This window comes from Streptomyces sp. NPDC015032 (assembly GCF_043080425.1).
In the GTDB taxonomy this organism is placed as follows: Bacteria; Actinomycetota; Actinomycetes; order Streptomycetales; family Streptomycetaceae; genus Streptomyces.
On the sequence record NZ_JBIBVN010000022.1, the window covers coordinates 1 to 26503 of the forward strand.

The window sequence follows — 26503 nt, forward strand, 5'->3', positions numbered from 1 at the left end:
GTGGGGTCGGATGCCACCGGGCCGAACACGTCGGGCTCGGCCCGCAGCATGGCGACATCGGCGAGGCAGTCCCCGCCCAGGGCGACTCCGAGCGCGACATCCAGCAGGATCTTGCCCGGGTCGTGCACTGTCCGCGGCTTGCGCCACGGCACCAATGCCGTCGATATCGCGGTGTCCAGACCGCACTTGCGGACCGTCTCGACCAACAGCACCGCCCCGGCCCGCGAGACGGTCCCCTTGCCACCGCCCTCGACGCGGACACGCGGGTACAACCCGATACGCTTACTCACCTGGAGAATGCTTCTTTCCGTGCAGCCAACAGGACCCTAGACAAGTCCCATCGTTGCAGGTCAGGGGCACTCTCCGCTTATTTGATCAAGCATCGGACAACCCACCTCGCGAAAGCCCGAGGTTAGGCCGCTCGGGCAACCCACCCTGGCCCCGGCCCACCTGGGACGGAGCGGGTACAGCCTACCCGGCCCTACGTCTTGGACAGGTGCCGTGGCCCACACGGGGTCCACTGGCCCTGTTTCCGCGCTCCAGAGCTACCGCTCTCCATCAGCATCCGCCCGCCGGCCCACGCCGACACCTGGAAGCCTACGGATGTGCCAGCATCCCCGGGGCGAAGGACCTCCACTGGGTCCCACGTCCACGCACGCCCTCAGGAGTTGCGACCCTCCGATCCGTACGATCGGGCACCCCTCCACGGGAAGTGCCGACGGTTTCCAACTCCCGCTCGGGTTGGCGGCGCGTTCCAGAACGGGATGGATACTGGCGAGCGGGGCTACGCCGTCCCGGCGGATCAGCTATTCGGGTTGAACCCAAGGTGTGCCTCAACCCGTAACGGTTGCGGTGTGCGCATGGGAACAGGCTGATCGCCGAGCGGCGGGCTTTTCGCGAGCCTGGAAGGAAAGCTCGTCGAGCGACTGGCCCTCGACATCATCTTTCAGACGCCCTCTACCTGTTCTCGCTATTACCGAAGCCGCGTTCCGATCCTCGCACGTTTTCCAATACCTTTTTCCCTTGATTGTCAATCAGTCGCGTTACCAATTCTTGTCCAACTCCGAACACTATCGCCCAGGCAGCAATCTGCGGGGCAGAATCCAGATCCGTCAGGCCGGGAATAAATCGACCATGAATTAATATAATCCCAAAAAGGGCCGACAGGGCTCCTGCAGGTAGCCTCAAAAGTATGAGCATTACAGGAATCGAATATGGAGTGGTTGTGCCCTGGATTTTCCGAATGGCCACTGCGCCAGCGAAGGCCGCTGCGCCGGCGCCTATCCCCTCCACAAGCAAGGCGTCCGCCTTGCCGCCATTTTTTCCTGTTGGGCAAACTTGTCCACCCGGAGGGTTGAAGCACAGGAGGAGATTTATTGCCGCACCACCCTTGAGGCTCCAGAAAATGAAGAGTGCGGCGATGAAACTGGTCGCGAAAACTGCAGAGAGGAGAATATTGCGAAAACTGCGCGCTTTTGCCCTCTCCGTTTCTTCCGCTTCGTGTGCTGCCAGCAGGGTGGCGACGGCCAACTCCCTTAGGTCTGGCCCCATTTCTTGACCATTAGTTGTCAAGCGGCCCTCCAGAGCCGCTAGCCTCGGATCATCCCGCCCGAGGTGCTGCCTGGCCTGAGCCAGGACGACGGTACCAGCCCATTTAAGCTCGTTTTCGTCGTCAGGCACCAGCTTGAGAAGCTTCACTTCGGCCTTGTGTATATTAGAGTACGCGCGGTCAATATGCGAACCGGTCAGGGAGCCGGTCAGGATCGAAATTGGGCCCGCCCGCCCTCCGGCCGCATTTCGAGCCGCATCCAGATGGGTCCTTATCTTCTCTGCGATCTTTCGATCTTCTTCCGGTAAACCAGTCTCCAACCTCCTGTTAAGCAGTGCCTGGAGGTGAGCTACATGCGCAGTAGTGCGCTGAGCCCAGGAAGATCTCCTTCTTTTTCCGGCCACATCATTGTCACTGTCAGGATCTGCGCCCGGATCATTTTGCTCATCATTAGTACAGGAAGGAAGGATTTGGGCAATCTTGCCTTTCAGGGACATCATGACTCCGTCTGAGCATTGATTCAAAGTGGAGGCCCCTGGGATTGCCCCGTCCCGGTTACACGCGCGCAGCGGAATTCCAAGGCGGGAGTGCAGCACGGCGGCGCACGGGACAATTTTCACCAGGTCGTGCAGTGCTCGCATTGAACTGATGGGCGCAAAGCGGAGGGACGTCCGCATACTGGATGTATTCGGACGTTCCGACAACGCGGCGAGGATGGGGCCTCCCCTGCTCGAGCGCAGCCGAGAGCTTGGGAAGTAGCTGTCGTCGTGCGCACGCCAGGGATTACGGGACAGCCCTTAGTACTCGCTATGGGCCGTCGACGACGAGGGCTTCTGCCTCCCCCTGCGGTGCGCCTACCGCGCCGCTCCTCGCCCCGCCGTCACCCAGCGACTATCGGGGCAGGAGCGGCGTGCGAGGCAGGGCACCACTTGCCACCTGGTAGGCCAAGTCAGCCCGGGATAGCCGCCAGATCCTGACGCAGTTGGTCAAGCGTGAACCCATCAGGGTCGGGGCGACTGGGGTCCGTCCACTGGCCGCTGAGTACCGCATATGCCTCATCGCAGTACGTCTGGAAGAACTGCCAGGTCATCGCGTGGAGTTGTCCCCACGTGACGCAAAAAAGCTGGGTGGGGGTGTATCCGATGACCGGGACGCAGTGGCCGCCCCAGCTGTTCGGCGCGCCCTCTCCGACCGGACCGCCGGGCGGCACCATCCAGACGTTCTGTTGCTTGGCCGTATCCGGCAGTGCCAGCCCGATGTAGGCGCCCCCGAAGAGCGCTATCGCGTCGCGGATGTGCTCGGTGTTACCCGGCTCGCAGGCGGCAAACGCAAAAATCTTGTTGCCGCCGATGCCCTGGTTGCGCCAGTAGACCAGCGCCTGGAGCATATTGGTTCCCTGATCGGTCGAGGGATCGCTGGGGCTAAACCCGGCGATGGCCGTGTAGGCATCGAGGGCCTCTTTCTCGTTGGGCTCGAATTCCGCGGGCCCTTCGTAGGCCGACCAGTTCTGCTCCAGGTGCAGGGCAGCAGCTTCCACACAGTCTCCGTATTGGATGTTGCCGAGTGCCTCCCAGTCCTGCACCTTGTCCGTCCAGGATTTCGCGATCGGAGCCGGAGGCAGAGTGGTTTCGAGGTATTGCGCGAAGTTCAGTGTGCGTCTGTCGATCTTGGCCGGCGCCTTGCCAAGACGTCCTATACCTGGGTGCCCGTTCCTGTTTGACATGGGAACTCCTTGACGAACTCGGTTCAGTTCGGTCGGTCCATTGTCCGTCGGTCACTCCGTACGGACTTTCGCTCGCACATCCATATAAACCAGAGAGCAAGGGTGGGGCATTTTTGTGTACCCCAAGTGGGTGTAGAACTGGTGCGACCTCCCCGTTGGCCCTGCGGTTTCATTTGATCAGGCTGCGCCGAGTTTGATCGGTACGGTCAGCGCGGCACGGCGCCGCTGCACCTGCTCCTAAGGGCTCGCACAGAATCAAGGTGTTCCTTCGCGTGGTGCGGCACGTTGTTGTGATATGAGCGTCTCCAAAGAGGTTCGTGGTCAACTCACGGCAAAGTTCGGGGTGTTGTTCCCGCATCTGGACGAGCGGCAGCGGCGGCTGATGATGGGGGCCGAGGCCCGGATCCTGGGGCACGGCGGTATCCGGGCGGCGCGCGATCACCGACGGATCGGGCACGTACGTCGCCGAGCCCCGGCAGCGGGTGCGGGTGGTCCGTTCGTCGGCGCGGGAGCAGCGCGACGGTTCGCCGTTCCGGGCGGACATGAAGGCTGTGGGCAGGCAAGGGGACTGGGAGAGCCGGACCGACGCCAAGGTCCCCGCCCCGGCGGAGATCGCGGCCCGCCTGGGTATCGCCGAGGGCGATCTGTGTGTCCGCACGGCGTACGAGTTCCTGGCCGACGGCAGGCCGGTGCAACTGTCGACGAGTTGGGAGCCCTACGACCTCACCGCCGGCACCCTCGTCGTCCTCCCCGAGGGAGGGCCGCACGCCGGGACGGGCGTCGTGAACCGCATGGCCGCGATCGGCATCACCGTCAGCCACGCCGTGGAACAACCGGAGCCGCGGCAGGCGATCGCCGAGGAGGCATCACTTCTGGGCATCCAGAAGGCCGGTCTCGTCACGCACATCCGGCGGACGTACTACAGCGACCAGGGACGGCCCGTGGAGACAGCGGACATCGTCGTGCCTGCCGCTCACTGCGAGATCGTCTATGAGATCCCGATCAACCGGTAACCGCGGTAACCAACGGGCGTCCGCTGCCCTGTGGATCCCCTCAACCCGGGTCAGCCCGTGCCCCACGCGTGCCCCTTCCGTGCCCGATCGGGCGGGAAACCACGGGAAGACACGGTGGCCGACGGGCAGCGAACAGCACAACGGCCCCCGACCGTCATACCTGGTCGGAGGCCGTTCACCTGCGCGGTGGGTGTGGGATTCGAACCCACGGTGACGCTCTCACGTCACGACGGTTTGCAAGACCGTTCTCCTAAGCCGCTCGGGCAGCCCACCCCGCGTCATCGGTCCGTGGACCGCGGTTGACTCGAAGACAGCCTGGCCGGTCAGCTGTCGCCCTTGCGCTCCCCCAGGGTGACTTCGGTCGTTGCCGTCCTGCCGTCGCGCTTGTAGGTCACGGTCACCCGGTCGCCGGGCTTGTGGGTCCAGATCTCGCCGATCAGGGTCGGGCCGCTGTCGATCACGGAGTCGTTGAACTTCGTGATGACATCGCCCGCCTTGAGACCGGCCCTGTCCGCGGGGCCGTCCTTCGACACGGCCGCCGTGCCGCCCGCGCCCTGGTTGGAGATGACCGCGCCACCGTTCTTGTCATCCATCATGACCGTGGCCCCGATCACCGGGTAGACCGGCTGGCCGGTCTTGATCAGTTGCTGGGCGACGTTCGTCGCCTGGTTGATCGGGATCGCGAAACCGAGGCCGATCGAGCCCGCCTGGGTCTGGCCGACACTGTTGCCGGTCGACTGGATGGCGGAGTTGATGCCGATGACCGCGCCGCGCGAATCGAGCAGCGGGCCACCGGAGTTGCCCGGGTTGATCGACGCGTCGGTCTGCAGGGCGCTCATGTACGAGTTGCTGCCACCGGACCCGTCACCGGAGGCGACCGGCCGGCTCTTGGCGCTGATGATGCCCGTGGTCACCGTGTTGGACAGACCGAACGGGGCGCCGATCGCGATCGTCGAATCGCCGACCGCGACCTGGTCCGAGTTGCCGAGAGACAGCGGGGCGAGCCCCGACGGCGGGTTCTTCAGCTTCAGAACCGCGACGTCGTACCCCTGTGCCCGGCCGACCACCTCGGCGTCGTACTTCTTGCCGTTCGAGAACGTCGCCGTGAGCTGGCCGTTGTCCGCCGCGGAGGCCACCACGTGGTTGTTCGTGAGGATGTGGCCCTGCTTGTCGTACACGAAGCCGGTGCCCGTACCGCCCTCGCCGTCACCGCCCTGCGCATCGATGGTGACCACGCTGGGCAGCGCCTTGGCCGCCACACCCGCGACCGTGCCCTGGTCGCGCTTGAGGTCCCGCGGGTTGCCCGACGCCGAGACCGTGGTCGAGCCGGAGCCGCCGTTCCGGTCGGCCGCCCAGTAGCCGAGGGCACCGCCGATACCGCCCGCGACCAGCGCCGCCGCCACCACCGCGGCCACCAGTCCGCTCGTGCCCCGCTTGCGCGGGCCTTCGGGGGAATGGAGCGGGGCCGGGGCGCCCCAGACCGGACCGCCGCCGTCCGCGCCGTGGTGCGCGTACGCGGGGACGGCGGGAGGGGGCGGGGGCCAGTTGGCCTCGGCGGCCGACTGGAACCCGGGGGGAGGCGTGGGCGGGACGGGAGCCATGTGAGCGGTCGCGGCGGCCGGTTCCTCCGACGGGGGGAACGGCTGCTGCGCCTGGGACGGCTGCCGCGCGGTCGCCGCGTCCGGCGCCTCCGGGTGCGCCGGGGCGGGCGGGGACGCGTGTGTGCTCTTGGGCGGCCCCTGAGGAGCGTCGGCCGGCACTGGAGGTGCGGACGGAACGGACGGAACGGCCTCGGCCGCGGTGCCCTCGTTGCCCTCGTTCTCTGTGCTCACAGCTCTTTACTCCTTGGTTCCACATCATTTTCGGCAAGAGATCCGCTGTGTACGTGTCCTGGGACAGCATTTCCCAAGGCACGTCAGGCCACTGTAAGCAGGACCTGTGCATCCGCACACCAATCTTTACATCCGGCAAAAAGGACTCCGGGCGCGGGGCACGCGCAACCGCCGCGCAAGCTGTATCCAGCACTCACTCCTCGGTGACACGATGACGCAGTGACCCATGCACGGCAGCAATCCACGCACCACCCCATCCAGGTCATCGCCCACCGGGGCGCGTCCGACGACGCCCCCGAGCACACCCTGGCCGCATACCGGAAGGCGATCGAGGACGGTGCCGATGCCCTGGAGTGCGATGTACGGCTCACCGCCGACGGCCACCTCGTCTGTGTACACGACCGCCGGGTGAACCGCACCTCCAACGGCCGCGGGGCCGTCTCCACGCTGGAGCTCTCCGAGCTCGCCGCGCTCGACTTCGGGTCCTGGAAGGACCGCGAGGAGTCGGAGTCCCCGGACTGGGACCCGGTGCCGGGAGAGCTCACATCCGTACTCACCCTGGAACGGCTGCTCGAACTGGTCGCCGAGACCCGGGCCGCCGGACGCCCGCTCCAGCTGGCCATCGAGACCAAGCACCCGACCCGCTGGGCGGGCCAGGTCGAGGAGCGGCTGCTGCACCTGCTGAGGCACTTCGAACTCGACGCCCCGCCGACCGGCGGCCCGTCACCGGTACGGATCATGAGTTTCTCGGCACGCTCCCTGTACCGCGTCCAGGCCGCGGCCCCCACGCTGCCCACCGTCTATCTGATGCAGTTCGTCTCGCCACGCCTGCGGGACGGACGGCTCCCGGCCGGGGCGCGGATCGCCGGTCCGGGGATGAGGATCGTGCGAAGCAACCCCGGCTACATCGAGCGCCTGCACCGCGCGGGCCATCGGGTACACGTCTGGACGGTCAACGAACCGGAGGATGTCGAACTCTGCGTCGAACTCGGCGTCGAGGCAATCATCACCAACCGCCCGAAACAGGTTCTGGCACAACTCGGACGCTCCTGACATCCGTTACACGGTGTACACCGGCGCATTCGAACCGTATTCGATCGTCGCGAGTGCGTCACTGGCAGTCGATTGGCCGGTTTCCGGTCCAGTCCAGGGGGGCATCCACACCGTGGCGTGGGGGCAAAGGAGGTCTCGGGGGTGGCGTTGGTGGTGGCACAGGAAGTGCCCACGTCGTCGAGCATGGCCGTACCCCATGGCCCTGCGGGCGTGGGTCAGGCGCGGCACCGGATGCGCGAGCAACTGCGCAGTCACGGGGTGCCGGATTCGGTTGTCGACGATGCTGTATTGATCCTTTCCGAACTACTCAGCAACGCCTGTCGGCACGGCAGGCCGCTGGGGCGACACACGGATGTGGGGGACGGCGACGTCCGCGCCGCATGGCACGTGGACAGAACGGGCGGGCTGACCGTCGAAGTGACGGACGGAGGCGGTCCGACCCGACCAGTTCCGGCCACACCGTCAGTGACGGCGCGCGGCGGCCGCGGGCTCAACATCATCAGCGCGCTCGCCGAGGAGTGGGGCGTACGCGACAGCGTGACCGGGGAGGTCACCGTCTGGGTCCTCGTCAGCGAGGGACACGGGCGGATGTCCGGGGTACCGGCCGTGCCGGGGTTCGACGGGCTGAGCTTCGCGGATGCCTTCGACGACGTGGGCTGACGTCCCCGTACGGGTACGGAAGTGTGCGAGGTCCGCGTTACAGCACCCGCGCCAGCCTTCATACCGGCGGACACACCGACCTTCATACCGGCGGGCGCATGCACCGGCGTTCATCCCGACGGGCGCACGCACCGGCATTCCTGTCTGCGGGCAGGCGTACGCACGGGCGTTCCACACCCCCTGTCACCGGGGCACGCGGGCGCGTGTGTCCCGGACGTGACACGGGCCGCTAGGCTCGCGGCCCAGACCGCACTGTCGCAATCGGGAGAAAGCCCACCATGGCCAAGAAGCGCCCTCAGACCAAGGCCGGGAAGCAGCAACTCAAGGACGGCGAGATCCCGGTGGTCGGGGCTCGTGAGCCCTGCCCGTGCGGTTCGGGCCGCCGCTACAAGGCGTGCCACGGCCGCGCCGCCGCCCATGCCGTGACCGAGCTGGTCCACCGCCCCTTCGAGGGTCTGGCCGGTGAATGCGACTGGGTCGCCCTGCGCGAGCTGGTGCCCGCCGCCACGGTCGAGCTGACGCTGAAGGACGGGCTGCCCGAGGGCGTGCCCTCCGTGACGATGGCGACCGTCCTGCCGATGGCATGGCCCGCGCTCCGCCGCGACGACGGTTCGGTGCTGCTCGCCCTGCAGAACGACACCCCGTCCGGTGACCTCAGCCGTGACCTCGCGGACACGTTGCAGCGGGCGCTGGCCGCCGAGCCCGGTTCGCCCGTGACGGCCCGGCGCGCACCGGCCGACGGTCCGCGGCTGCAGGACGTGCTCGACCCCGGTGCGGCGTTCGAGCCCGTTGTCCACTCCGGCTTCGAGTTCTGGGTCCCGGACGCGGAGAACGCCACGCCCGAGGTTGCCGCGTCCCTGGAGCGCGCGAACGAGGCGGCGCTCCCGACCACACGGCTCTCCGGTGTGGACGCCGCGTACTGGTGCGAAACCCCGGAGAAGAACCACCTGCGCTGGGTCATGTCCCACCCCGAGGAGCGGCTCCTCGACGCGCTCGCCCGGCTGCATGCCGCCGGCACCTCCTCGCTGGGCGAGGGGACGCGGCTGGTCGGCTCCTTCCGGGCGCACGGGCTGATGGTCCCGGTCTGGGATCTGCCGAGTGCGATGGGAGCCGCGGAGTGCGAGAAGCCCGCGTCCGAACTCGCTAAGCGGCTGACCGCGGCGCTGGCTTCGGACGCGCCGCTCACCGCCGAGGAGCGGCGGGCCCGCGGCGGGCTCACCAACCGCCAAGTGACGCTCAGCTGACAGTGACGACCCTCGGGGTCGCAAGGTGACACGCGTCACAACTCCCCGTACTCGTAGGTAAATCGCTGTCCGAATACACGAGATCGAATTTGCGAACGGCAGATCTCTTGTTACCGTTCTGGAAGCCCGGTCGCTGGTGCATCCCCCGTCGCCAGCGACCGGGCATCCTCATTTCCGGGTACGGCGCGCAGCGCACGCCGGGGCGCGCGAGCCCGCGCACGAACCCCGGCCGGTACGGCTCGGAGCCACCGCCCCCGGAGCCGCCGCCCCCTCGACGGCCGAATCCGGCTTCCCGGCATCCGCGCGCCACCGTCAACGTCAACCCAGCGGGCCAGAAACCGGATTGACGACCCGTCCGCCCCGGTCGAGATCCGTCCCGGTCGAGGTCCGCTCCCGGTCGAGACCGGACACCACAAATGCCCTACGAATAACCCTCCCCGGCATTAGTCGAATGGATTTTCGAAGAATCCGTCGAGAAGGCTTCGGAAGTTCCACCAGAAAGCCCCGCGCCAGCGCTCTTTGCAGCGGCAGACTTTGCAAGGACCGATGGGAGAACGGGGTCGGGGAGAACCGGGACGGAGAGAGGATCCGGAGAAATACGCACAGCCTCATCCGTATACCCCCGTCCTCGTCAGCCCCGCCAGCCCCATCAGCACCGTCAGCATCATCGATACCTGTCGGATTCGCCCGAATTCCTGACGACTCGACGGGGATAACGACGGAATACGAACATCTCGGCGCCACACGTCTCTTTTGTCCCGGGCACTCAGGGTTCCGGGCGCCCGGGCCCGCTCACGTCCGAGCGTGTGAGTCGGCCCGTCCGTCAGCGTGTGAGCCGGCCCGGGCGTCAGTAGGCGAGCCGACTGCCGCCGTCCGGTGCGCCGTTGCTCGCCTCGACCAGCGCATCGAGCACCGCCCCCACGTCCGGCAGCCACGGCGCGGCAGGTCCGGCGACGGCACCCCGATTCGAGCCCGACCGGGGCCCCGGCGCGGGAGCCCGTTCCCAGCGCACCTGCCCCGCCGCCACCTCGGACGGTGGAAGGACGAGGTAGCCGCCCTCACCATGGAACCGCAGCGAACTGGGCACCCAGTCCTGGGCGTGCAGCAGCTCGCCGAGCCGTTCGAGGGTGTACGGGGCGACCAGCAGCGACCACCGGGTCGGCGTCGCCACCACGGGGCCGAGCCGCGTGCCCATCCGGTCCAGATCGGCCAGCGCCCGGGCGGCGGCCACGGCCGGCAGGCTCAGCGCGCACGGGGCGTGTCCGCCGGTGGCCAGCACGATCGGAGCGGTGGGCCGGTTCGACCACCACCACCGCACCATGCGCTCGTCGGTGGTCGCCGCGAGGAGACCGGGATCGAAGGGGTGTGCGCCGGGTACGACGCACTCGGGATCGGGGCAGGCGCAGCCACGGCCGCGGTCACCGCGGCCACCGGCCGCCTCCAGCCCCACTCCGGGGAGCACGGGCCACCGCCATGCCGTGGCACAGGTCAGGGCCGCGTCGAGCTGGGCGGGCCTCCCTTTGCGCCGGAGCCGGAGCCTGCGTCGCCTTCCGAGGATCTCGCGCATGAGCGCTCGTTCCTTTCCGTTGAACGCCGAGGGTCCACATCACACCACGCGCGCATCACAACACGCGTCCATCTCTTCACTGTGCGTACATGCTCTTCAAACCTGCGGTACGGGTGGATCGTCGGTACCGAGCATGGGCCGAGCCGGGTCGAGCAGGGGGCGGGACAGGTCCGGACACCATCGTGGCGAGGAGCGGCGCACGTATCGCGCCTGTCGCCTTGAGGTACAGACCCCGCCACTCGGGGTGGGGCGTGGCCGTCACAGAAGAGGACGCCCGGGCCCACTGCCGGGTTCCGGGGCGATCAGAACTGCCCCTGGCCATCATCGATTTACGTACCCAGCATGCCCGAAATGACGCTTCCTCCGGGACTTCACCCCGAGAACACCCCCTTGTCGAGCACGCCCAGTCGACCGCAAATGGCCGTCACGGGCTGCGATTTTTAGCCAACTTAGCAGTCGTTCGGACACCACAAATCCCGTAGGGACAATGCTGGACATCGCCTTACTTGTGCGTGTACATGTGGGTGCTACGTGTACATGTGGATGCACTGATAGCGACGCAGAATGACATGGGGGTTTGCGATGCTATTCGACGAATCGCACCGGTGGGAAAGCCGACTGTCATGAGCGCCCCGCACCTGCCGAAAGTGGCTGGAATCGATCCCACGGTTCCTGTTTCAGCGCACACTGCCGGTTCTCTGTCCGGAGTACCGGCCGCCCCCGGATCATTCATCCAGGACCGGCTGGCCGGCTGGGTCTCCGATCTCACCACGCTGCACGAACTCACCGAGCGACTGGCCAGGACCAGCACGCTCGACGACGCACTGCACGAACTGCTTGACGCCGGAGCCACCCTGGTCGGAGCCCGCCGCGGACTCGTCGTCTTCGAACCGTCCGACCGCCGCGGCCCCGTCAGCACTATCGGCCTCGGACTCGCCCACGCCGAGCTCGGGCACATGGAGACGGTGCCACGCAGCGCCACCTCCTACGGCCGGATCCTAGAAGGGCTCCCGGACACCGAAGGGGCGCGGACCACCTCCGACCTGCTCGGTGACACCGGCCTCGACCCCCGCCGCCGCGAGGTCGCCACCCGCCTCGGCTACGCCGCCAGCTACGCCCTGCCGCTCACCGCCGAAGCGACCGGCAGGCTCGGTGCCGCCGTCTGGCTGTACGACGAACCCGCCGAACCACTGGAACGCCAACGCCATCTCATCGCCCTCTACGCCGGGCACGCCGGCGAGCATCTGGCCAGGCTGCTGGAGCTGGAGCGCGCCAGGGCCGATGTCGCCACCGTCACGGAGGAGTTGCTGCCCACCCGACTGCCCCGGGTCACCGGCGTACAGCTGGCCGCACGCCACCGTGCAGCCCCGCTGGGAGGCGGCGACTGGTACGACGCGCTGGCCCTGCCGGAAGGCGCGCTCGGTCTCGCCGTGGGCTCGGTGGACGGCTCCGGGCCCAGCGCCCTGGCCGCCATGGGCCGGCTGCGCGCCGGTCTGCGGGCGTACGCCGTGATGGAGGGCGAGGATCCGGTCGCCGTGCTCTCGGATCTGGAACTGCTGCTGCGGCTCACCGAACCCGCCCGTTCCGCGACCGCCCTGTTCGCCTACTGCGAACCCGCCCGCCACAAGATCCTGCTGGCCGGTGCGGGCCACACCCCGCCGCTCGTGATCGGCGACCAACGCACCGAGTTCATCGAGACCTCGGTCTCCGCGCCGCTGGGCATGCTCGCCTGCTGGGAGGCGCCCAGCGTGGAAATCACCCCGGCGCCCGGCGAGACCGTACTCCTCTACACCGACGGGCTGCTGCGCCGTACCGGCGACTCGATGGACCGGGCGTTCGCACGGCTCCACTCGGCGGCGGCGCGCGTGCCGAAGGCGCTGCGCGACGACGCCGGATCCGTCGCCGACCATGTGCTGCGGACCGTCCTGCCGGACGGTCTCGACCAGGACGACAGCACGGAGGACGTGGTCGTTCTGGCCGCGCGCTTCGGCTGAGAGCCGTGCGTCCCGCCCCGGTCGGCCGAAGGGGGTCCGGGCAACGTCCTCGGTCCGCTCCGGCCAGGCTGTGTAACAGGTCTTCCGGCCCTGTGCCCCCTTCCGTACGCCCGTACGATGGACGGGGTCCAGTGTCGTATCAAGGAGAGACAAGTCGTGGCTGAGGAGCTCACCCCGGAGACCCCGGAGACCGAAGAAGAAGCGACGGTCAAGCAGCGGAAGAACGGCCTGTACCCGGGCGTCTCCGATGAACTCGCCGCGAACATGAAGTCCGGTTGGGCCGATACCGAACTCCACGGCCTCGAACCGATCGCCCAGGCCGAGCACGCCGCCGCCCGCCGCGCCGCGCTCTCCGCGCGTTTCCCCGGTGAGCGCCTGGTCATCCCCGCGGGCAACCTGAAGACCCGCTCCAACGACACCAAGTACGCCTTCCGCGCCTCCACCGAGTACGCGTACCTCACCGGCGACCAGACCCAGGACGGCGTCCTCGTCCTGGAGCCCACCCGGGACGGGCACGAGGCGACCATCCACCTGCTGCCGCGCTCCAACCGCGAGAACGGCGAGTTCTGGCTCGACGGCCAGGGCGAGCTGTGGGTGGGCCGCCGCCACTCCCTCGCCGAGGCCGAGCAGCTGCTGGGCATCCCGGCGAAGGATGTGCGCGAGCTGCCGGCCGCGCTGACCGAGGCCACCGGCCCGGTCCGCAATGTCCGCGGCCACGACGCCGGCATCGAGGCCGCGCTGACCGACAAGGTCACCGCCGAGCGCGACGAAGAACTGCGCGTCTTCCTCTCCGAGGCCCGGCTGGTCAAGGACGCCTTCGAGATCGCCGAACTGCAGAAGGCCTGCGACGCCACCGCACGCGGCTTCGAAGACGTCGTGAAGGTCCTCGACAAGGCCGAGGCGACGAGCGAGCGCTACATCGAGGGCACCTTCTTCCTGCGCGCCCGCATCGAGGGCAATGACATCGGCTATGGCTCGATCTGCGCGGCCGGCCCGCACGCCACCACCCTGCACTGGGTGCGCAACGACGGCCCGGTGCGCCCCGGCGAGCTGCTGCTGCTCGACGCCGGTGTGGAGACCAATGACCTCTACACCGCCGACGTGACCCGCACCCTTCCGATCAACGGCACGTTCACGCCACTGCAGCGGAAGATCTACGACGCGGTGTACGAGGCGCAGGAAGCGGGTATCGCGGCCGTCAAGCCCGGTGCCGACTACCGCGACTTCCACGACGCGGCACAGCGCGTACTCACCGAGAAGCTCGTCGAGTGGGGCCTGCTGGGCGACCTGTCCGTGGACAAGGTCCTGGAGCTGGGCCTCCAGCGCCGCTGGACGCTGCACGGCACCGGCCACATGCTCGGCATGGACGTCCACGACTGCGCCGCCGCACGCACCGAGACGTACGTCAACGGAACACTGGAGCCCGGTGTCTGTCTGACGGTCGAGCCCGGTCTGTACTTCCAGACCGACGACCTGACCGTCCCCGAGGAGTACCGGGGCATCGGCGTCCGGATCGAGGACGACATCCTCGTCACCGAGGACGGGAACCGGAACCTCTCCGACAAGCTGCCGCGCCGGGCCGACGAGATCGAGGCGTGGATGGCCCAGCTCAAGGGCTGAGTCCCGCCTCACGGAGACAGGTCCTCCACGCGTCGAAGGGCGCCCCGCTCAGGACACCATGAGCAGGGCGTCCTTCCGCCATTTCAGGACCTTGTCGAAGCTCACCACGGCACCGCGGCCGGGACGGTTGCCGAAGTGGACGTGATCGGCGAGCTGCTCGATCAGACAGAGCCCCCGGCCGTCCTCCGCGCCGAGCGGCGGGTACTGCGGGGGATCGTGCCGCTGCGCGGACGTGCGCAGCGTGCGCCGGGCGGGGAAACCCGGTCCCGAATCGGCGACCTCGATACGGCACTTCTCACCGTCCAGATACGCGGTGACCCGGTACTGTCCGGAGGCTCTCCCGGGCAGCTCGTCCCATACGTCCCACGGGTCCCGGCCGACGCTCTGTTCCTCCTGGACCTTGTGGTCGCCACCGTGTTCGACGGCGTTCGCGCAGGCCTCGGTGAGCGCGACCGACAGATCGAAGGAGATGTCCGGATCGACGCCGGCGGTCTCCATCGTGCCCAGCAGGAAACGACGGGCGAGCGGAACGCTCGCAGCCTCACGCCGCAAATGGAGGGACCACCAGATGCTCATGCTCCAGCCTCCTGGCTGCGGCTCGACATACCGATACGTATTGCCGCGCGGGGCCGTTCGTAAGCGCGGACCGGATGTGACACCGCTCATTCGGCGGATACCAGCGTTCCCCGCACCCGTGTATGCCCGGCCCGGCCGATCGTCCCGACCGGTGCCCGGATCCGGCCACGACACCGGCATCCCGCGTCCCATCGGACGGAAGGCAACCTTCCGGACCTGCCGCGCGGAAGTCCGGGGTACGGTGCGATGATGGCCCCGCCATGTCTATGCCCGTCGCACGCGCCGGAGCCGGTCTGCGGCTCCTGAGGGCCGCGGTGTTCACCGCGGTCTGTGTCGTGCTGTCCGCGGCAGGTCACTCCCTGGCTTCCTGCGCGGCCGTCCCCTGGTGGACGCTGCTCGCCGGCTTCCTGGGGGTCTTCGCGGTGGCGGCACCGCTCGCCGGACGCGAGCGTTCACTACCGTCCATCGCCACCGCGCTGGCCGGCGGACAGCTCGCCCTGCACACCCTCTTCGGCATGAGTACGCACGCCGCCCCGACGGACACCGCCGCGGGCGACGACACGCTGATCAGGTTCGCGGCAAGCCTCGTCTGCGGCATGGGACCGGCGCAGCTGAACGCCGCCGAAGCGCACCGCATCGTCACCACCGCGGGCATCGACCCGGCGTCGGTGGCGGCCCGCGGACACCAGCACATGGCCTCCGCAGCCGGCTCGGATCCGGCCGGCCTCACCGGGCTGCTGCCAAGCCTGCCCATGCTGCTCGGCCACCTGCTGGCCGCCGTGGCCACCGGCTGGCTGCTGCGGCGCGGCGAGATCGCCCTGTTCCGGCTGGCCCGGCTGTCCGCGCACGGCGCCCAGCAGCTCGCGGCCGGCGCCCGGCTGCGAGCGCTGCGCGCCGCGCTCGCACTCGTGAACGCCCTGCGCGCCGGACTGCCCGGCGCCCCGGCGACCGGGCCGCGCACCCTCCGTACCGCAGTCGACGCCCCGGCTCTCGCCGCCGGGGACCCGTTGCAGCACTTGGTGATCAGGCGCGGGCCTCCCCCCGCATACGCACTCGCAGCCTGACGCGACGCCCTCCACCCGGTGCACGCACCACTCGGCATGAGCGCCACCCGGCGTACGAGTCGTGCACGCACGCCGCACGTGGGGAAGAAGTGTCGCGATACCGCCGCGCACCCGCGCGCCGGACCACCTTTCGTGCTTCCGTGGAGTGATCCCTGTCATGAACGTCTCCCGCATCGCCCTCACCGGCGGCATCGCCGCATCCACCGTGCTGATCCTTGCCGGTACGGCCTCCGCGCACGTCGGCGTGCAGCCGCAGGGCGAAGCCGCCAAGGGCGGTTACGCCACCGTCAACTTCAAGGTCCCCAACGAGCGTGACAACGCCTCGACGGCCAAGCTCGAGGTCAGCTTCCCGACCGAACATCCGCTGGCCTCCGTCATGCCGCAGGCCGTGCCGGGCTGGGACGTCGCGGTCACCAAGAGCAAGTTGGCCAAGCCGCTCGAGATGCACGGCCAGAAGATCAACGAGGCCGTCTCCAAGGTCACCTGGACGGCCACGGGCGACAAGGACGAGCGCGGTATCCGGCCGGGCAGCTTCCAGCAGTTCCCGCTCTCCATCGGCCAGCTGCCCGAGGACGCCGACCAGCTGGTGTTCAAGGCCATCCAGACGTACGACGACAAGGAAGTCGTCCGCTGGATCGAGGAGCAGAAGGACGGCGCCGACGAGCCCGAGAACCCGGCACCGGTCCTCAAGCTGACCGCGGCGGCCACCGGTGAGCACGGCGCCGACGGCAAGAGCGGTGCCGGCGCCACCACGCAGGCGACGGACAAGCAGACGACGGCCGCGTCGGACGAGTCCTCCAGCGACACCACGGCCCGTGTCCTGGGCATCGTCGGCATCGTCATCGGCATCGCGGGGGTGGCCTTCGGCATCCTCGCGGGCCGACGCCGCGCCGCCTGATCGCAGCCCGCGGGCCCCGAAGCCCGCGGGCCCCGAAGCGCTGCCGGTCCCGGCCCGACCGGCCGTACCCGCCCCGAAGCCCCACCAGTCCCACCAGTCCCACCGGCCCACCGACCCACCAGGAATCAGTGCTCCATGCGTAAGAAGACTGTGCTGGCCGCGGCGTTCACTGCCGTGGCCGCACTCACCCTGTCCGCCTGCGGCAACAGCGACGACGGTGCGAAGTCGCCCATCGCCGATGTGTCCGTCCAGCCCAAGACCAAGGCCGCGACGGCACTCGACCAGCCGTTCACCAAGCCCGACCTCGTCCTCACCGACACCCACGGCGAGAAGTACGACCTCCGTGCGCGGACCAAGGGCAAGCCGACACTGATCTATTTCGGCTACACCAACTGTCCCGACGTCTGCCCGCTCATCATGAGCAACATCGCCATCGCGAAGAAGTCCCTCCCCAAGGCCGACCAGGACAAGCTCCAGGTCGTCTTCGTGACCACCGACCCCGAGCGCGACACGCCGTCCTCGCTGGGCACCTGGCTCAAGGCCCAGGACGCCTCCTTCATCGGCCTCACCGGCGACTTCCCGGCCATCCAGGCGGGCGCGCGCCAGATCGGCATCGGCATCGACGCCCCGAAGAAGGAGAAGGACGGCACGATCGTCTCGATGCACGGATCCCAGGTCATGGCGTTCTCCCCGAAGACCGACAAGGGCTACCTCGTCTACAGCGAGGACACCTCGCCCGACGACTACACCAAGGACCTTCCCAAGATCATCAAGGGGGAGACCCCGTGAACCGCCGCACTGCCCTCGCCGGCGTCGTCGCCCTCGCCACCGGGCTGACGCTGGCGGGGTGCTCGTCCTCGGGCAGCGAGCCCGAGCTGAAGGTGACCGGCGCGTTCATGCCGCAGCCGGTCAGCGACATGGCGGCCGGTTTCCTCGTCGTACGGAACAGCGGAGACACCTCCGACCGGCTCACCTCCGTCACCAGCCCGCTCTCGGACGACATAACGATCCACGAGACGAAGAACCAGACGATGCGCATGGTGTCGTCCTTCGAGGTGCCCGCGGGCGGCGAGCTGGATCTGGAACGCGGCGGGAACCACATCATGTTCATGAAGCTCAAAAAGCAGCCCAAGCAGGGCGAGAAGGTGTCCGTGGAGCTGCACTTCGAGAAGGCCGACCCGATAAAGGTCGACCTTCCCGTAAAGGAGACCACCCACAACCCGAAGAAGCAGTGAGGGCCTGACACGCCATGACAGCCGCCACCGTCCCGCACTTCGGACCGCCCCCAGCCGCTCCCGCACCGCGCCGGCCGCTCGCCGCGGCCGCCCTCCTGGCCGCCCTCGTCAGCATGGTGCTCGGCCTGCTGCTGGGCGGCGCGGGACCCGCGTCCGCGCATGCCGCGCTCACCGGGAGTGATCCGCAGGACGGGGCGGTGGTCGACACCGCTCCCAAGGAAGTCACCCTCACCTTCTCCGAGCAGGTCGCCATGAGCGACGGTTCCATCCGGGTCCTGGACCCCGACGGCAAACGCGCCGACACCGGTGCCGCACCACGTGATCTGCACAGCGGCTCCACCGTGAAGTACGGGGTCACGCTGCACGCCGGACTGCCCGACGGCACGTACACCGTTGCCTGGCAGGCCGTCTCGGCGGACAGCCATCCCGTCTCGGGCGCCTTCACCTTCTCCATCGGGGCCCCTTCCAAGACCAACGTCGCCCTCCCGGCCGACAAGGCGGGGGGCGGCCTCGTCGGCATCCTCTACGACATCGCCCGCTATGCCGCGTACGCCGGTTTCATCCTGCTGGCAGGAGGCGCGGCCTTCGTGCTGGCCTGCTGGCAGCGCGGGGCGAGCGCGCGCCCATTGCAGCGCCTGGTCGTACGTGGCTGGATGACCCTCACCGTGGCCACCCTGGCCATGCTCCTCCTGCGCAGCCCGTACACCGGCTCCGGAAAGCTGGGGGACGCCTTCGACCTCGACGGCCTGAATGCCGTCCTCGACACCAAGACCGGCGCGGCGCTCGTGTCCCGGCTGCTGCTGCTCGGCGCTTCCGCACTCTTCATCGCCGTGCTGTTCGGGGCGTACGCGAAGCGCGAGGACGAGCGCGAGAAGAAGGACCTCGCCTTCGGGCTGGCCATCGGCGGCACCGTGATCGCCGCCGGGATCGCCGGGACCTGGGCGCTCGCCGAACACGCCTCGACCGGGCTCCAGCCCGGCATCGCCATGCCGGTCGACATCCTCCACCTGCTGGCCGTCGCAGCTTGGCTGGGCGGGCTGGCGGCCCTGCTGGTCGCGCTGTACCGGACGCCGGACATCGGGGCGACGGCCGTACAGCGCTTCTCCCGTGTCGCGTTCGGCAGCGTGCTCGTGCTCACCGCCACCGGGATCTACCAGTCCTGGCGCCAGGTCGGCACCTGGTCCGCGCTGACCGGCACCGGGTACGGGCAACTGCTGCTCGTGAAGGTGGGACTCGTCGCCGTCCTGGTCGGGATCGCCTGGTTCTCACGCCGCTGGACCGCACGACTGGTCGCGAACGCCGCGGCGGCGGAGGAGACCGGGGCCGAGGTGAAGGCCGGGGCCGGGACCATGGCCGGGGCCGGGGTGGAGGAAGAGGAGGCCGCGTCGGTCACCCCGTCGCCCGCCGAGGACCCCGCGCGGGCGGCCCAGCTCGCTCGCCAGAAGGCAGCCGTGGCCACCGCCGAGAAGAAGCGGGTACGCGATGCCGACCCCGACCGGTCCGGGCTGCGCCGTTCGGTACTCGCGGAGGTCGGAGTCGCCGTGGCCCTGTTGGCCGTGACGACCGCACTGACCTCGACCGAGCCGGGACGTACCGAGGAGGAAACGGCCCGCAGCTCCACGGCGGCAGCCGCCCCCGCGGCCGCGGGCCCGGTCAATCTGACGCTGCCCTTCGACACCGGCGGCAAGGGCGGCCAGGGAACCGTGCGGATGGACATCGACCCCGCCCGTACCGGCACCAATGAGCTCCACCTCTGGATCGACAACACCGACGGCAAGGCCATGGACGTCCCCGAACTGAAGCTCGCCTTCACTCTGGAGTCCAAGGACATCGGCCCGCTCCCCGTCACTCCTGTCCGGCTCGCCGAGGGCCACTGGACCGCGAGCGGCGTCCAGATCCCCATGGCGGGCGACTGGAAGGTCGCGGTGACCGTACGTACGTCGGACATCGATCAGACAACCATCGACAAGAACGTGAAGATCGGCTGAGCAGGAACGTGAGCGGAAAAAGCAGCAAGACCTCCCCCGGCGGCCAAAAGACCCCCGCAGGCAGCACGAAGACCTCCGCAGCCGGCGGGGCCCCCGCCGGCAAGAGAGTGCCCGCCGCGGGCGGCGGGGACGACGGAGCCCGCGGCAGCGGCACCATCTCCCGGCGGCGGCTGCTCGGCAGCGCCGGCGTGGCCGGTGCGACCGGGCTGGTCCTGGGCGCGGCGGGCGGTGCGACCGGCTATGCCGCGACCCGGCCCGACAAGGCGACCGCGCTGACCGCGGTCGGCTCCACCCAGGTGGTGTTTCACGGGAAACATCAGCCGGGGATCACCACTCCGCTTCAGGCGTGCGGCCATCTCGTCGCCTTCGATCTGGCCCCCGGTGCGGGACGGAAGGAAGCGGCCGCCCTGATGCGCCGCTGGTCGGCCGTGGCCCGCCGCCTGATGGCCGGCGAACCCGCCGACGGCGGTGCCGCGGACGGCGCCGCCCATGACACCGGCATCGCGCTGGACGCCGGACCGTCCTCGCTGACCGTCACCTTCGGTTTCGGCCGCACCTTCTTCGAACGCACGGGCCTGGTCGGCCACCGGCCACCGGGGCTCGACCCGCTGCCGCCGTTCTCCTCCGACCATCTCGACACCAGGCGCTCCGAGGGTGATCTCTGGGTACAGATCGGTGCCGACGACGCACTCGTCGCCTTCCACGCGCTGCGTGCCGTACAGAAGGAGGCCGTCCCGGCAGCCAGGGTCCGCTGGCAGATGAACGGCTTCAACCGCAGCCCCGGCGCCACCGCGCAGCCGATGACCGCCCGCAACCTGATGGGCCAGATCGACGGCACCGCCAACCCCGCGCCCGCCGAGAGCGACTTCGACCGGCGCGTCTTCGTCCCGGACGGGACGGACAAGAAGTACGAGTGGCTGGCCGGTGGTTCGTATGCCGTCGTACGCCGGATCAGGATGCTGCTCGACGACTGGGAGAAGCTCCCGGTGGAACGGCAGGAGCAGGTCATAGGGCGCCGCAAGAAGGACGGTGCTCCGCTGAGCGGCGGAACCGAGACCACCGCGATGGATCTCGACAAGGCGGGCTCCGACGGCAGGCTCCTGATCCCGGACAACGCCCACGCCCGGATCTCCTCCCCCGAGAAGAACAGCGGCGCAGCCATGCTGCGGCGTCCCTTCTCGTACCACGACGGCATCGCGGCGGACGGCACGCCGGACGCGGGGCTGCTGTTCATCTGCTGGCAGGCGGATCCGCTGCGGGGGTTCGTTCCGGTGCAGCGCAAGCTGGACCGGGGGGATGCCCTGTCGCCGTTCATCCGGCACGAGGCCAGCGGCCTGTTCGCGGTGCCGGGTGGTGCGGCGGACGGCGAATACGTGGGGCAGCGGCTATTGGAGTCCTGAGCGACCGGCGCGCATTAGGGTGACGGTATGTCCGCCACGCGCTACGCATATCTCGGTCCCGAAGGCACCTTCACCGAGGTCGCCCTCCGTACGCTTCCGGAAGCCGCCACCCGCGAACTCGTCCCGATGGTCTCCGTACCGGTGGCTCTGGACGCGGTGCGCAACGGGGAGGCCGCGGCAGCGCTCGTACCGATCGAGAACTCCGTGGAAGGCGGCATCACCGCGACGCTCGACGAGCTGACCAGCGGCGAACCGCTGATGATCTACCGCGAGGTGCTGCTCTCCATCACCTTCGCGCTGCTGGTGCGGCCCGGTACCGCGCTGTCCGACATCAAGTCGGTCACCGCGCACCCGGCCGCACAGCCGCAGGTGCGCAACTGGATGGCCGCCCATCTCCCGGACGCCGTGTGGGAGTCGGCGGCCTCCAACGCCGACGGTGCCCGGCTGGTGCAGGAAGGGCGGTACGACGCCGCCTTCGCCGGTGAGTTCGCGGCGGCCACCTACGGCCTCGAACCGCTGGTGACCGAGATCCATGACGCGGTGAACGCGCAGACCCGGTTCGTCCTGGTGGGCCGCCCGGCCCGGCCGGCGGCACCGACGGGTGCGGACAAGACATCGGTGGTCATCTGGCTGGGCGAGGACCATCCCGGTGCGTTGCTCGAACTGCTCCAGGAGTTCGCGGTGCGCGGGGTGAACCTGATGCTGATCCAGTCGCGGCCGACGGGAGCCGGAATCGGTAACTACTGCTTCGCCGTGGACGCCGAGGGGCACATCGCGGACCGTCGGGTCGGCGAGGCATTGATGGGGCTGAAGCGGATCTGCCCGAAGGTGCGGTTCCTCGGGTCGTACCCGCGAGCCGGGGTGGCGCTCCAGGACGTACGGCCGCTGCGGGCGGGTACGTCGGACGCCGAGTTCACGGAGGCCTCCGACTGGCTGGCACGCAATCTGGACGGCCGGGGCTGACGGCTCGGCCGTACGGAACGGGGCATCCGGGCCGACGGCCCGCCCCGGCCCGGATGCCGATGAGCCCGCGCCACCGGCACTGCGTGCCCGCACGGCCGCCGGTACGAACTGCCGATTTTCGTTATCCACAGAGTTATCCACAGCGCCGGCTCTCGACCTGGGGACAAGTCGACACGCAAGGGCGCTCCAATACGACATGGCAGACATATCACCCCGGTCGCCTCAGATGCGTCCACAGGCCGGAACGCCACCTGGGTCACCCCGTGTCACTCCAATTCCGTTGATCAACTCTCCAGAATGGAAAATTCCCACCCGAACGAGCGTCTGAAGTGGGTTTGAACGGGAATCCGTGAACCCTCAAGCGACTTTCGGAATGCCCGGCCCCCGGCATCCACAGATCTTCTTCACAGCCTGTGGATAACCTTGAGCAGCACCCACACCTGTGGACAAGTGACGGCCAACTTCCCTTCCCCGCACGGCAGATGCGTCAAGACACCCAATACCTTCTGCCCCTTTTAGGGGAATAAACTCTTTTTATTGACGACTAAGTTCAGCCGAGATCGACGGCTACCAACTCCGGCGATTCCACATCTTTCAGCATTGCCAATTCAGGCAATTCGGGCAAAATGACACGCGTGGTCATATCGGTTCGAGCCGGAGAAGCGCGCACCGGTAGCCTGGAGGGGTGATTGACCTTCGCCTGCTCCGTGAGGACCCCGACCGTGTTCGCGCCTCCCAGCGCGCCCGTGGAGAGGACGTCGAGCTCGTCGACGCCCTTCTCTCCGCCGACGAGCGGCGCAGGTCGTCCGGCGTCCGCTTCGACGAACTCCGCTCCGAACAGAAGGCGCTCGGCAAGCTCATCCCCAAGGCTTCGCCCGAGGAGCGCGCCGAGCTCCTGAAGAAGGCCGAGCAGCTGAAGGCCGACGTCAAGGCGGCCGACGCGGCGCAGGACGAGGCCGACGCGGAGGCCAAGCGCCTGATGCTCCAGCTCGGCAACATCGTCCACGAGGACGTGCCGATCGGCGGCGAGGAGGACTTCGTCGTCCTGGAGACGCACGGCACGATCCGTGACTTCGGGGCCGAGGGCTTCGAGCCCAAGGACCACCTGGAGCTCGGCGAGATGCTCGGCGCCATCGACATGGAGCGTGGCGCCAAGGTCTCCGGTTCGCGCTTCTACTACCTGACGGGGGTCGGCGCGCTGCTGGAGCTCGCCCTCGTCAACGCGGCGATCACGCAGGCCACCGAGGCCGGCTTCATCCCGATGCTCACCCCGGCTCTGGTCCGTCCGCGCGCCATGGAGGGCACCGGCTTCCTCGGCCAGGCCGCGGAGAACGTGTACCACCTGGAGAAGGACGACTACTACCTGGTCGGCACCTCCGAGGTCCCGCTCGCCGCGTACCACATGGACGAGATCATCGAGGCCGACAAGCTGCCGCTGCGGTACGCGGGCTTCTCGCCGTGCTACCGCCGTGAGGCCGGCACATACGGCAAGGACACCCGGGGCATCTTCCGCGTCCACCAGTTCGACAAGGTGGAGATGTTCTCGTACGTCGACCCGGCGGACGCCGAGGCGGAGCACCGCAGGCTCCTGGACTGGGAGAAGCAGTGGCTCACCGCTCTTGAGCTGCCCTTCCAGGTGATCGATGTCGCCACCGGCGACCTGGGGGCCTCGGCCGCCCGGAAGTTCGACTGCGAGGCGTGGATCCCGACACAGGGCAAGTACCGCGAGCTGACGTCCGCGTCGAACTGCGACAGTTTCCAGGCGCGCCGGCTGTCCGTCCGGATGCGCGAATCCCGCGACGGCAAGAAGGTTCTCCAGCCGCTGGCCACGTTGAACGGCACGCTCTGCGCCGTGCCGCGCACGATCGTGGCGATCCTGGAGAACCACCAGCTGGCCGACGGTTCGGTGCGGGTGCCGGAGGTGCTCCGGCCGTACCTGGGCGGGCGCGAGGTTCTGGAGCCGGTCGCCAAGTGACCTTTCCGTACAAGCTCGTCGCGACCGATCTCGACGGCACGCTGCTGCGCAACGACGGCACGGTCTCCGAGCGCACCCGTGCGGCGTTGGCCGCGGTCACCGCGGCCGGTGCCGCACACATCATCGTCACCGGCCGCGCGGTCCCGTGGACCCGGCACATCCTGGACGACCTGGGCTACGAGGGGCTCGCGGTCTGCGGCCAGGGCGCGCAGGTCTACCACGCTGGCGAGCGCAAGCTGCTGACCTCGCTGACGCTGGACCGGCAGCTCGCCGGTCTCGCGCTGTCCAAGGTCGAGGCCGAGGTCGGCCCGTTGGCGCTGGCGGCGAGCCGTGACGGGCTCGACGGCGACGTGCTGGTCGGCCCCGGCTACCGCGTACAGGAAGGGCCGCTTCCGGCCGTCATCGCCGAGGACCCGGCCGAGTTGTGGTCGGCCCCCCTGAACAAGGTCTACATCCAGCACCCCGATCTCGACGACGACGCACTGGCGAAGGCCGCGCGAGCAGCTGTCGGGAACCTGGTGGACGTGGTCGTGGCCGGTCCGGGTGTGGTGGAGATCCTGCCACTGGGGCTGAGCAAGGCGACCGGACTCTCGCTGGCCGCGCGCCGGCTGGGTGTGAAGGCCGTGGACACCCTGGCCTTCGGTGACATGCCGAACGACATCCCGATGTTCGCCTGGGCGCAGCGGGGCGTGGCCATGGCCAACGCGCACGAGGATCTGAAGGCCGTGGCCCAGGAGATCACCGCGTCCAACGAGGACGACGGCATCGCTGTGGTGCTGGAACAACTGCTCCAGGCGTAGGAGCGGATCAGGGCCGCGTACCGGTACGCGGCCCTGCTGCGGCGGAGGATGCGCGGGTCGAACGCGCGCGGGGTTCACGGCCCCGACGACGGCTTAGCAAGCCGCTGCCTTACCACTCGGCCAATCCTCCGGGTGGGCGGCCGCGCGATGCGCAGAGAAGGCCGCCCCGGGCGTTCCGCTCCGAGCGGCACGGCGGAGTCGTCGGTGACTACTCCGGCGCCGGCTCGGGTCCGCCCTGCGGGGAACTCGACGGACTCGGACGCTCGGTCATCGTCCCGCTCCTCTCCCGGCCTGTGGCGTGCGTGTCGGCGGATGCCGTCCCCATCACTGTGCCGGGGGCGGCCTTTCGACGCCACCCGTTTTCGGGACGGCACCCCTTCTATGGGCAGCGCCGAAAGGCCGCGAACTCCTGCCGGATCAGCGCTGCTTGCTGGTGCGGCGGCTCAGATCCTTGAGGTTGCGGGCGAGTTCATCCATCCTTCCGTCGATACGGACGATGTCCTCGGACATGTGCCCCAGCCGCACGCTCATGGCACCGACGACCTGATGCGTGACGTCCAGCCTCCGGTCGAGGCTGTCGAGCCGGTGCGACATCCGGTTGAGGACGGGCCCGAGCTCCTGGAGCGCGGTGCCGACTCCGGCGAGGCAGCTCTCCACCTGGGTGACGCGGTGTTCGAGGGAGGCGTAGCCCGCGCGCAGGCCCTGCTCGGCGTCGAGCAGATACGCACGGACGCATCGGGCGATGTCGCTGTCGCGAAGAAGCATCGCGACGTTGAGGACGGTCCTGCGGGTGTAGAGGGTGAGCTGCGTGGCGGCCTGTGGATAACTCTCGGCGCCTTCACCGCCCCATAGGGACACCATGTCCCTATGGAATTCCCGCAGCTCAGCACCACGCACGAGCGTGAGACCGTTCTCTGCGACCTCGGCCCGATGCCGCTGGGTGACCTTTTTGATGACCTCTGTGGATACTTCGAAGTAACGAGCCACATCCTCTGTGCGAAGGTGAATTCCGTCCGGGAGCATGACAAGGCTCTTGACCTTGTCCAGGACATCGACGCGCTCCATCTGCTCCACGCGCAGGGCACGCGATTCGAGCAGGGCGACTTCTGTGGGCATGGACATGCCTTCCGATCGTGAAACCGACGACGGGCAGCCCTTTCCCGGGCTCGAGGGCGGAGGCCGCTCACGGTTGCCACTCACTCAATGACCGACCCGGCGGATACTCCCTCGCCGGCATCGGCAATCCCTGTTTCACGAAAGCTACGACGCCACAGATCCCAGTTGCCTCCACGCACCCCGCCCAACGAACCGATGACCATACAGTTACGCATATGCCTGTCCGAAATGCG

20 protein-coding genes, 2 tRNA genes and 2 pseudogenes are annotated in these 26503 nt (G+C 68.6%); 15 read left to right on the top strand and 9 right to left on the bottom strand.

Annotated elements, in window-relative coordinates; all coding sequences use genetic code 11:
- From ACF08M_RS26510 to ACF08M_RS26520, 3 genes are all read right to left on the bottom strand, one after another.
- Nucleotides 1-290: transposase (locus ACF08M_RS26510; protein ID WP_392187772.1), on the bottom strand; the 290-nt coding region annotated here is incomplete at its 3' end.
- 667 nt (nucleotides 291-957) lie between these two features.
- Nucleotides 958-2049 (bottom strand): hypothetical protein, encoded by a 1092-nt coding sequence (locus tag ACF08M_RS26515; RefSeq protein ID WP_392187773.1) that lies wholly within the window; start codon nucleotides 2047-2049, stop codon nucleotides 958-960.
- 449 nt (nucleotides 2050-2498) lie between these two features.
- Nucleotides 2499-3272 carry a hypothetical protein gene (locus ACF08M_RS26520; protein ID WP_392187774.1) on the bottom strand — a complete coding sequence of 258 codons (774 nt, stop codon included), beginning with the start codon at nucleotides 3270-3272 and terminating at the stop codon, nucleotides 2499-2501.
- A 446-nt stretch (nucleotides 3273-3718) separates the two neighbouring features.
- On the opposite strand from ACF08M_RS26520, the pseudogene ACF08M_RS26525 reads away from it, so the two are divergent.
- Nucleotides 3719-4285 (top strand): annotated as a pseudogene (locus ACF08M_RS26525) (GntR family transcriptional regulator); the annotation flags it as partial.
- 184 nt (nucleotides 4286-4469) lie between these two features.
- Here ACF08M_RS26525 and ACF08M_RS26530 read toward each other — a convergent pair.
- Both ACF08M_RS26530 and ACF08M_RS26535 read right to left on the bottom strand, forming a co-directional pair.
- Nucleotides 4470-4558: transfer RNA gene (locus tag ACF08M_RS26530), tRNA-Ala, on the bottom strand.
- Nucleotides 4559-4608: 50 nt separating this feature from the next.
- Nucleotides 4609-6117: a S1C family serine protease gene (locus tag ACF08M_RS26535; RefSeq protein ID WP_392187775.1), complete on the bottom strand. Its 1509-nt coding sequence runs from the start codon at nucleotides 6115-6117 to the stop codon at nucleotides 4609-4611.
- A gap of 219 nt (nucleotides 6118-6336) precedes the next feature.
- Here ACF08M_RS26535 and ACF08M_RS26540 point away from each other — a divergent pair, with 219 nt between their 5' ends.
- From ACF08M_RS26540 to ACF08M_RS26550, 3 genes and pseudogenes are all read left to right on the top strand, one after another.
- Nucleotides 6337-7170, top strand: a complete 834-nt coding sequence (locus tag ACF08M_RS26540) for a glycerophosphodiester phosphodiesterase (RefSeq protein WP_392187776.1) — start codon at nucleotides 6337-6339, stop codon at nucleotides 7168-7170.
- Between the two features lie 53 nt (nucleotides 7171-7223).
- Nucleotides 7224-7830: pseudogene (locus ACF08M_RS26545) on the top strand (ATP-binding protein).
- Between the two features lie 278 nt (nucleotides 7831-8108).
- Nucleotides 8109-9074, top strand: a complete 966-nt coding sequence (locus tag ACF08M_RS26550; protein WP_392187777.1) for a DUF5926 family protein — start codon at nucleotides 8109-8111, stop codon at nucleotides 9072-9074.
- A gap of 847 nt (nucleotides 9075-9921) precedes the next feature.
- Here ACF08M_RS26550 and ACF08M_RS26555 read toward each other — a convergent pair.
- Entirely contained in the window at nucleotides 9922-10641 is a 720-nt protein-coding gene (locus ACF08M_RS26555; RefSeq protein WP_392187778.1) for a bifunctional DNA primase/polymerase, read from the bottom strand.
- Nucleotides 10642-11264: 623 nt separating this feature from the next.
- On the opposite strand from ACF08M_RS26555, the gene ACF08M_RS26560 reads away from it, so the two are divergent.
- Together ACF08M_RS26560 and ACF08M_RS26565 are read left to right on the top strand one after the other, a co-directional pair.
- Nucleotides 11265-12635 (top strand): PP2C family protein-serine/threonine phosphatase, encoded by a 1371-nt coding sequence (locus ACF08M_RS26560; protein ID WP_392187779.1) that lies wholly within the window; start codon nucleotides 11265-11267, stop codon nucleotides 12633-12635.
- 156 nt (nucleotides 12636-12791) lie between these two features.
- On the top strand, nucleotides 12792-14255 hold the full coding sequence (locus ACF08M_RS26565; RefSeq protein ID WP_392187780.1) for an aminopeptidase P family protein: 1464 nt from the start codon (nucleotides 12792-12794) through the stop codon (nucleotides 14253-14255).
- Nucleotides 14256-14303: 48 nt separating this feature from the next.
- On the opposite strand, the gene ACF08M_RS26570 is transcribed toward ACF08M_RS26565, so the two are convergent.
- Complete coding sequence (locus tag ACF08M_RS26570; RefSeq protein ID WP_392187781.1) at nucleotides 14304-14831, bottom strand: ATP-binding protein; 528 nt, start codon at nucleotides 14829-14831, stop codon at nucleotides 14304-14306.
- Nucleotides 14832-15091: 260 nt separating this feature from the next.
- Between ACF08M_RS26570 and ACF08M_RS26575 the strand changes: the two genes are divergently transcribed.
- From ACF08M_RS26575 to ACF08M_RS26615, 9 genes are all read left to right on the top strand, one after another.
- Nucleotides 15092-15895 (top strand): hypothetical protein, encoded by an 804-nt coding sequence (locus ACF08M_RS26575; protein WP_392187782.1) that lies wholly within the window; start codon nucleotides 15092-15094, stop codon nucleotides 15893-15895.
- A gap of 157 nt (nucleotides 15896-16052) precedes the next feature.
- On the top strand, nucleotides 16053-16793 hold the full coding sequence (locus ACF08M_RS26580) for a YcnI family protein (protein WP_392187783.1): 741 nt from the start codon (nucleotides 16053-16055) through the stop codon (nucleotides 16791-16793).
- Between the two features lie 135 nt (nucleotides 16794-16928).
- Nucleotides 16929-17582: an SCO family protein gene (locus ACF08M_RS26585; RefSeq protein ID WP_392187784.1), complete on the top strand. Its 654-nt coding sequence runs from the start codon at nucleotides 16929-16931 to the stop codon at nucleotides 17580-17582.
- Nucleotides 17579-18028, top strand: coding sequence for a copper chaperone PCu(A)C (locus tag ACF08M_RS26590; protein WP_392187785.1), 450 nt, complete (start codon nucleotides 17579-17581; stop codon nucleotides 18026-18028). The genes ACF08M_RS26585 and ACF08M_RS26590 overlap by 4 nt, the downstream gene beginning before the upstream one ends.
- A 14-nt stretch (nucleotides 18029-18042) precedes the next feature.
- A complete protein-coding gene (locus ACF08M_RS26595) occupies nucleotides 18043-20016 on the top strand; it encodes a copper resistance CopC/CopD family protein (protein WP_392187786.1) in 1974 nt (657 codons plus the stop codon).
- Nucleotides 20017-20123: 107 nt separating this feature from the next.
- Entirely contained in the window at nucleotides 20124-21416 is a 1293-nt protein-coding gene (gene efeB, locus ACF08M_RS26600; RefSeq protein ID WP_392187868.1) for an iron uptake transporter deferrochelatase/peroxidase subunit, read from the top strand.
- A gap of 27 nt (nucleotides 21417-21443) precedes the next feature.
- Nucleotides 21444-22379 (top strand): prephenate dehydratase, encoded by a 936-nt coding sequence (gene pheA / locus ACF08M_RS26605; RefSeq protein ID WP_392187787.1) that lies wholly within the window; start codon nucleotides 21444-21446, stop codon nucleotides 22377-22379.
- 685 nt (nucleotides 22380-23064) lie between these two features.
- The gene (gene serS, locus ACF08M_RS26610; protein WP_392187788.1) at nucleotides 23065-24354 is read left to right on the top strand and encodes a serine--tRNA ligase; all 1290 of its coding nucleotides are present in this window, start codon (nucleotides 23065-23067) and stop codon (nucleotides 24352-24354) included.
- Nucleotides 24351-25154, top strand: a complete 804-nt coding sequence (locus tag ACF08M_RS26615) for an HAD family hydrolase (RefSeq protein WP_392187789.1) — start codon at nucleotides 24351-24353, stop codon at nucleotides 25152-25154. The genes serS and ACF08M_RS26615 overlap by 4 nt, the downstream gene beginning before the upstream one ends.
- Before the next feature lie 42 nt (nucleotides 25155-25196).
- Here ACF08M_RS26615 and ACF08M_RS26620 read toward each other — a convergent pair.
- A tRNA-Ser gene (locus ACF08M_RS26620) sits at nucleotides 25197-25284 on the bottom strand.
- A 287-nt stretch (nucleotides 25285-25571) separates the two neighbouring features.
- A complete protein-coding gene (locus tag ACF08M_RS26625; RefSeq protein WP_392187869.1) occupies nucleotides 25572-26270 on the bottom strand; it encodes a hypothetical protein in 699 nt (232 codons plus the stop codon).
- Nucleotides 26271-26503: the final 233 nt, after the last annotated feature.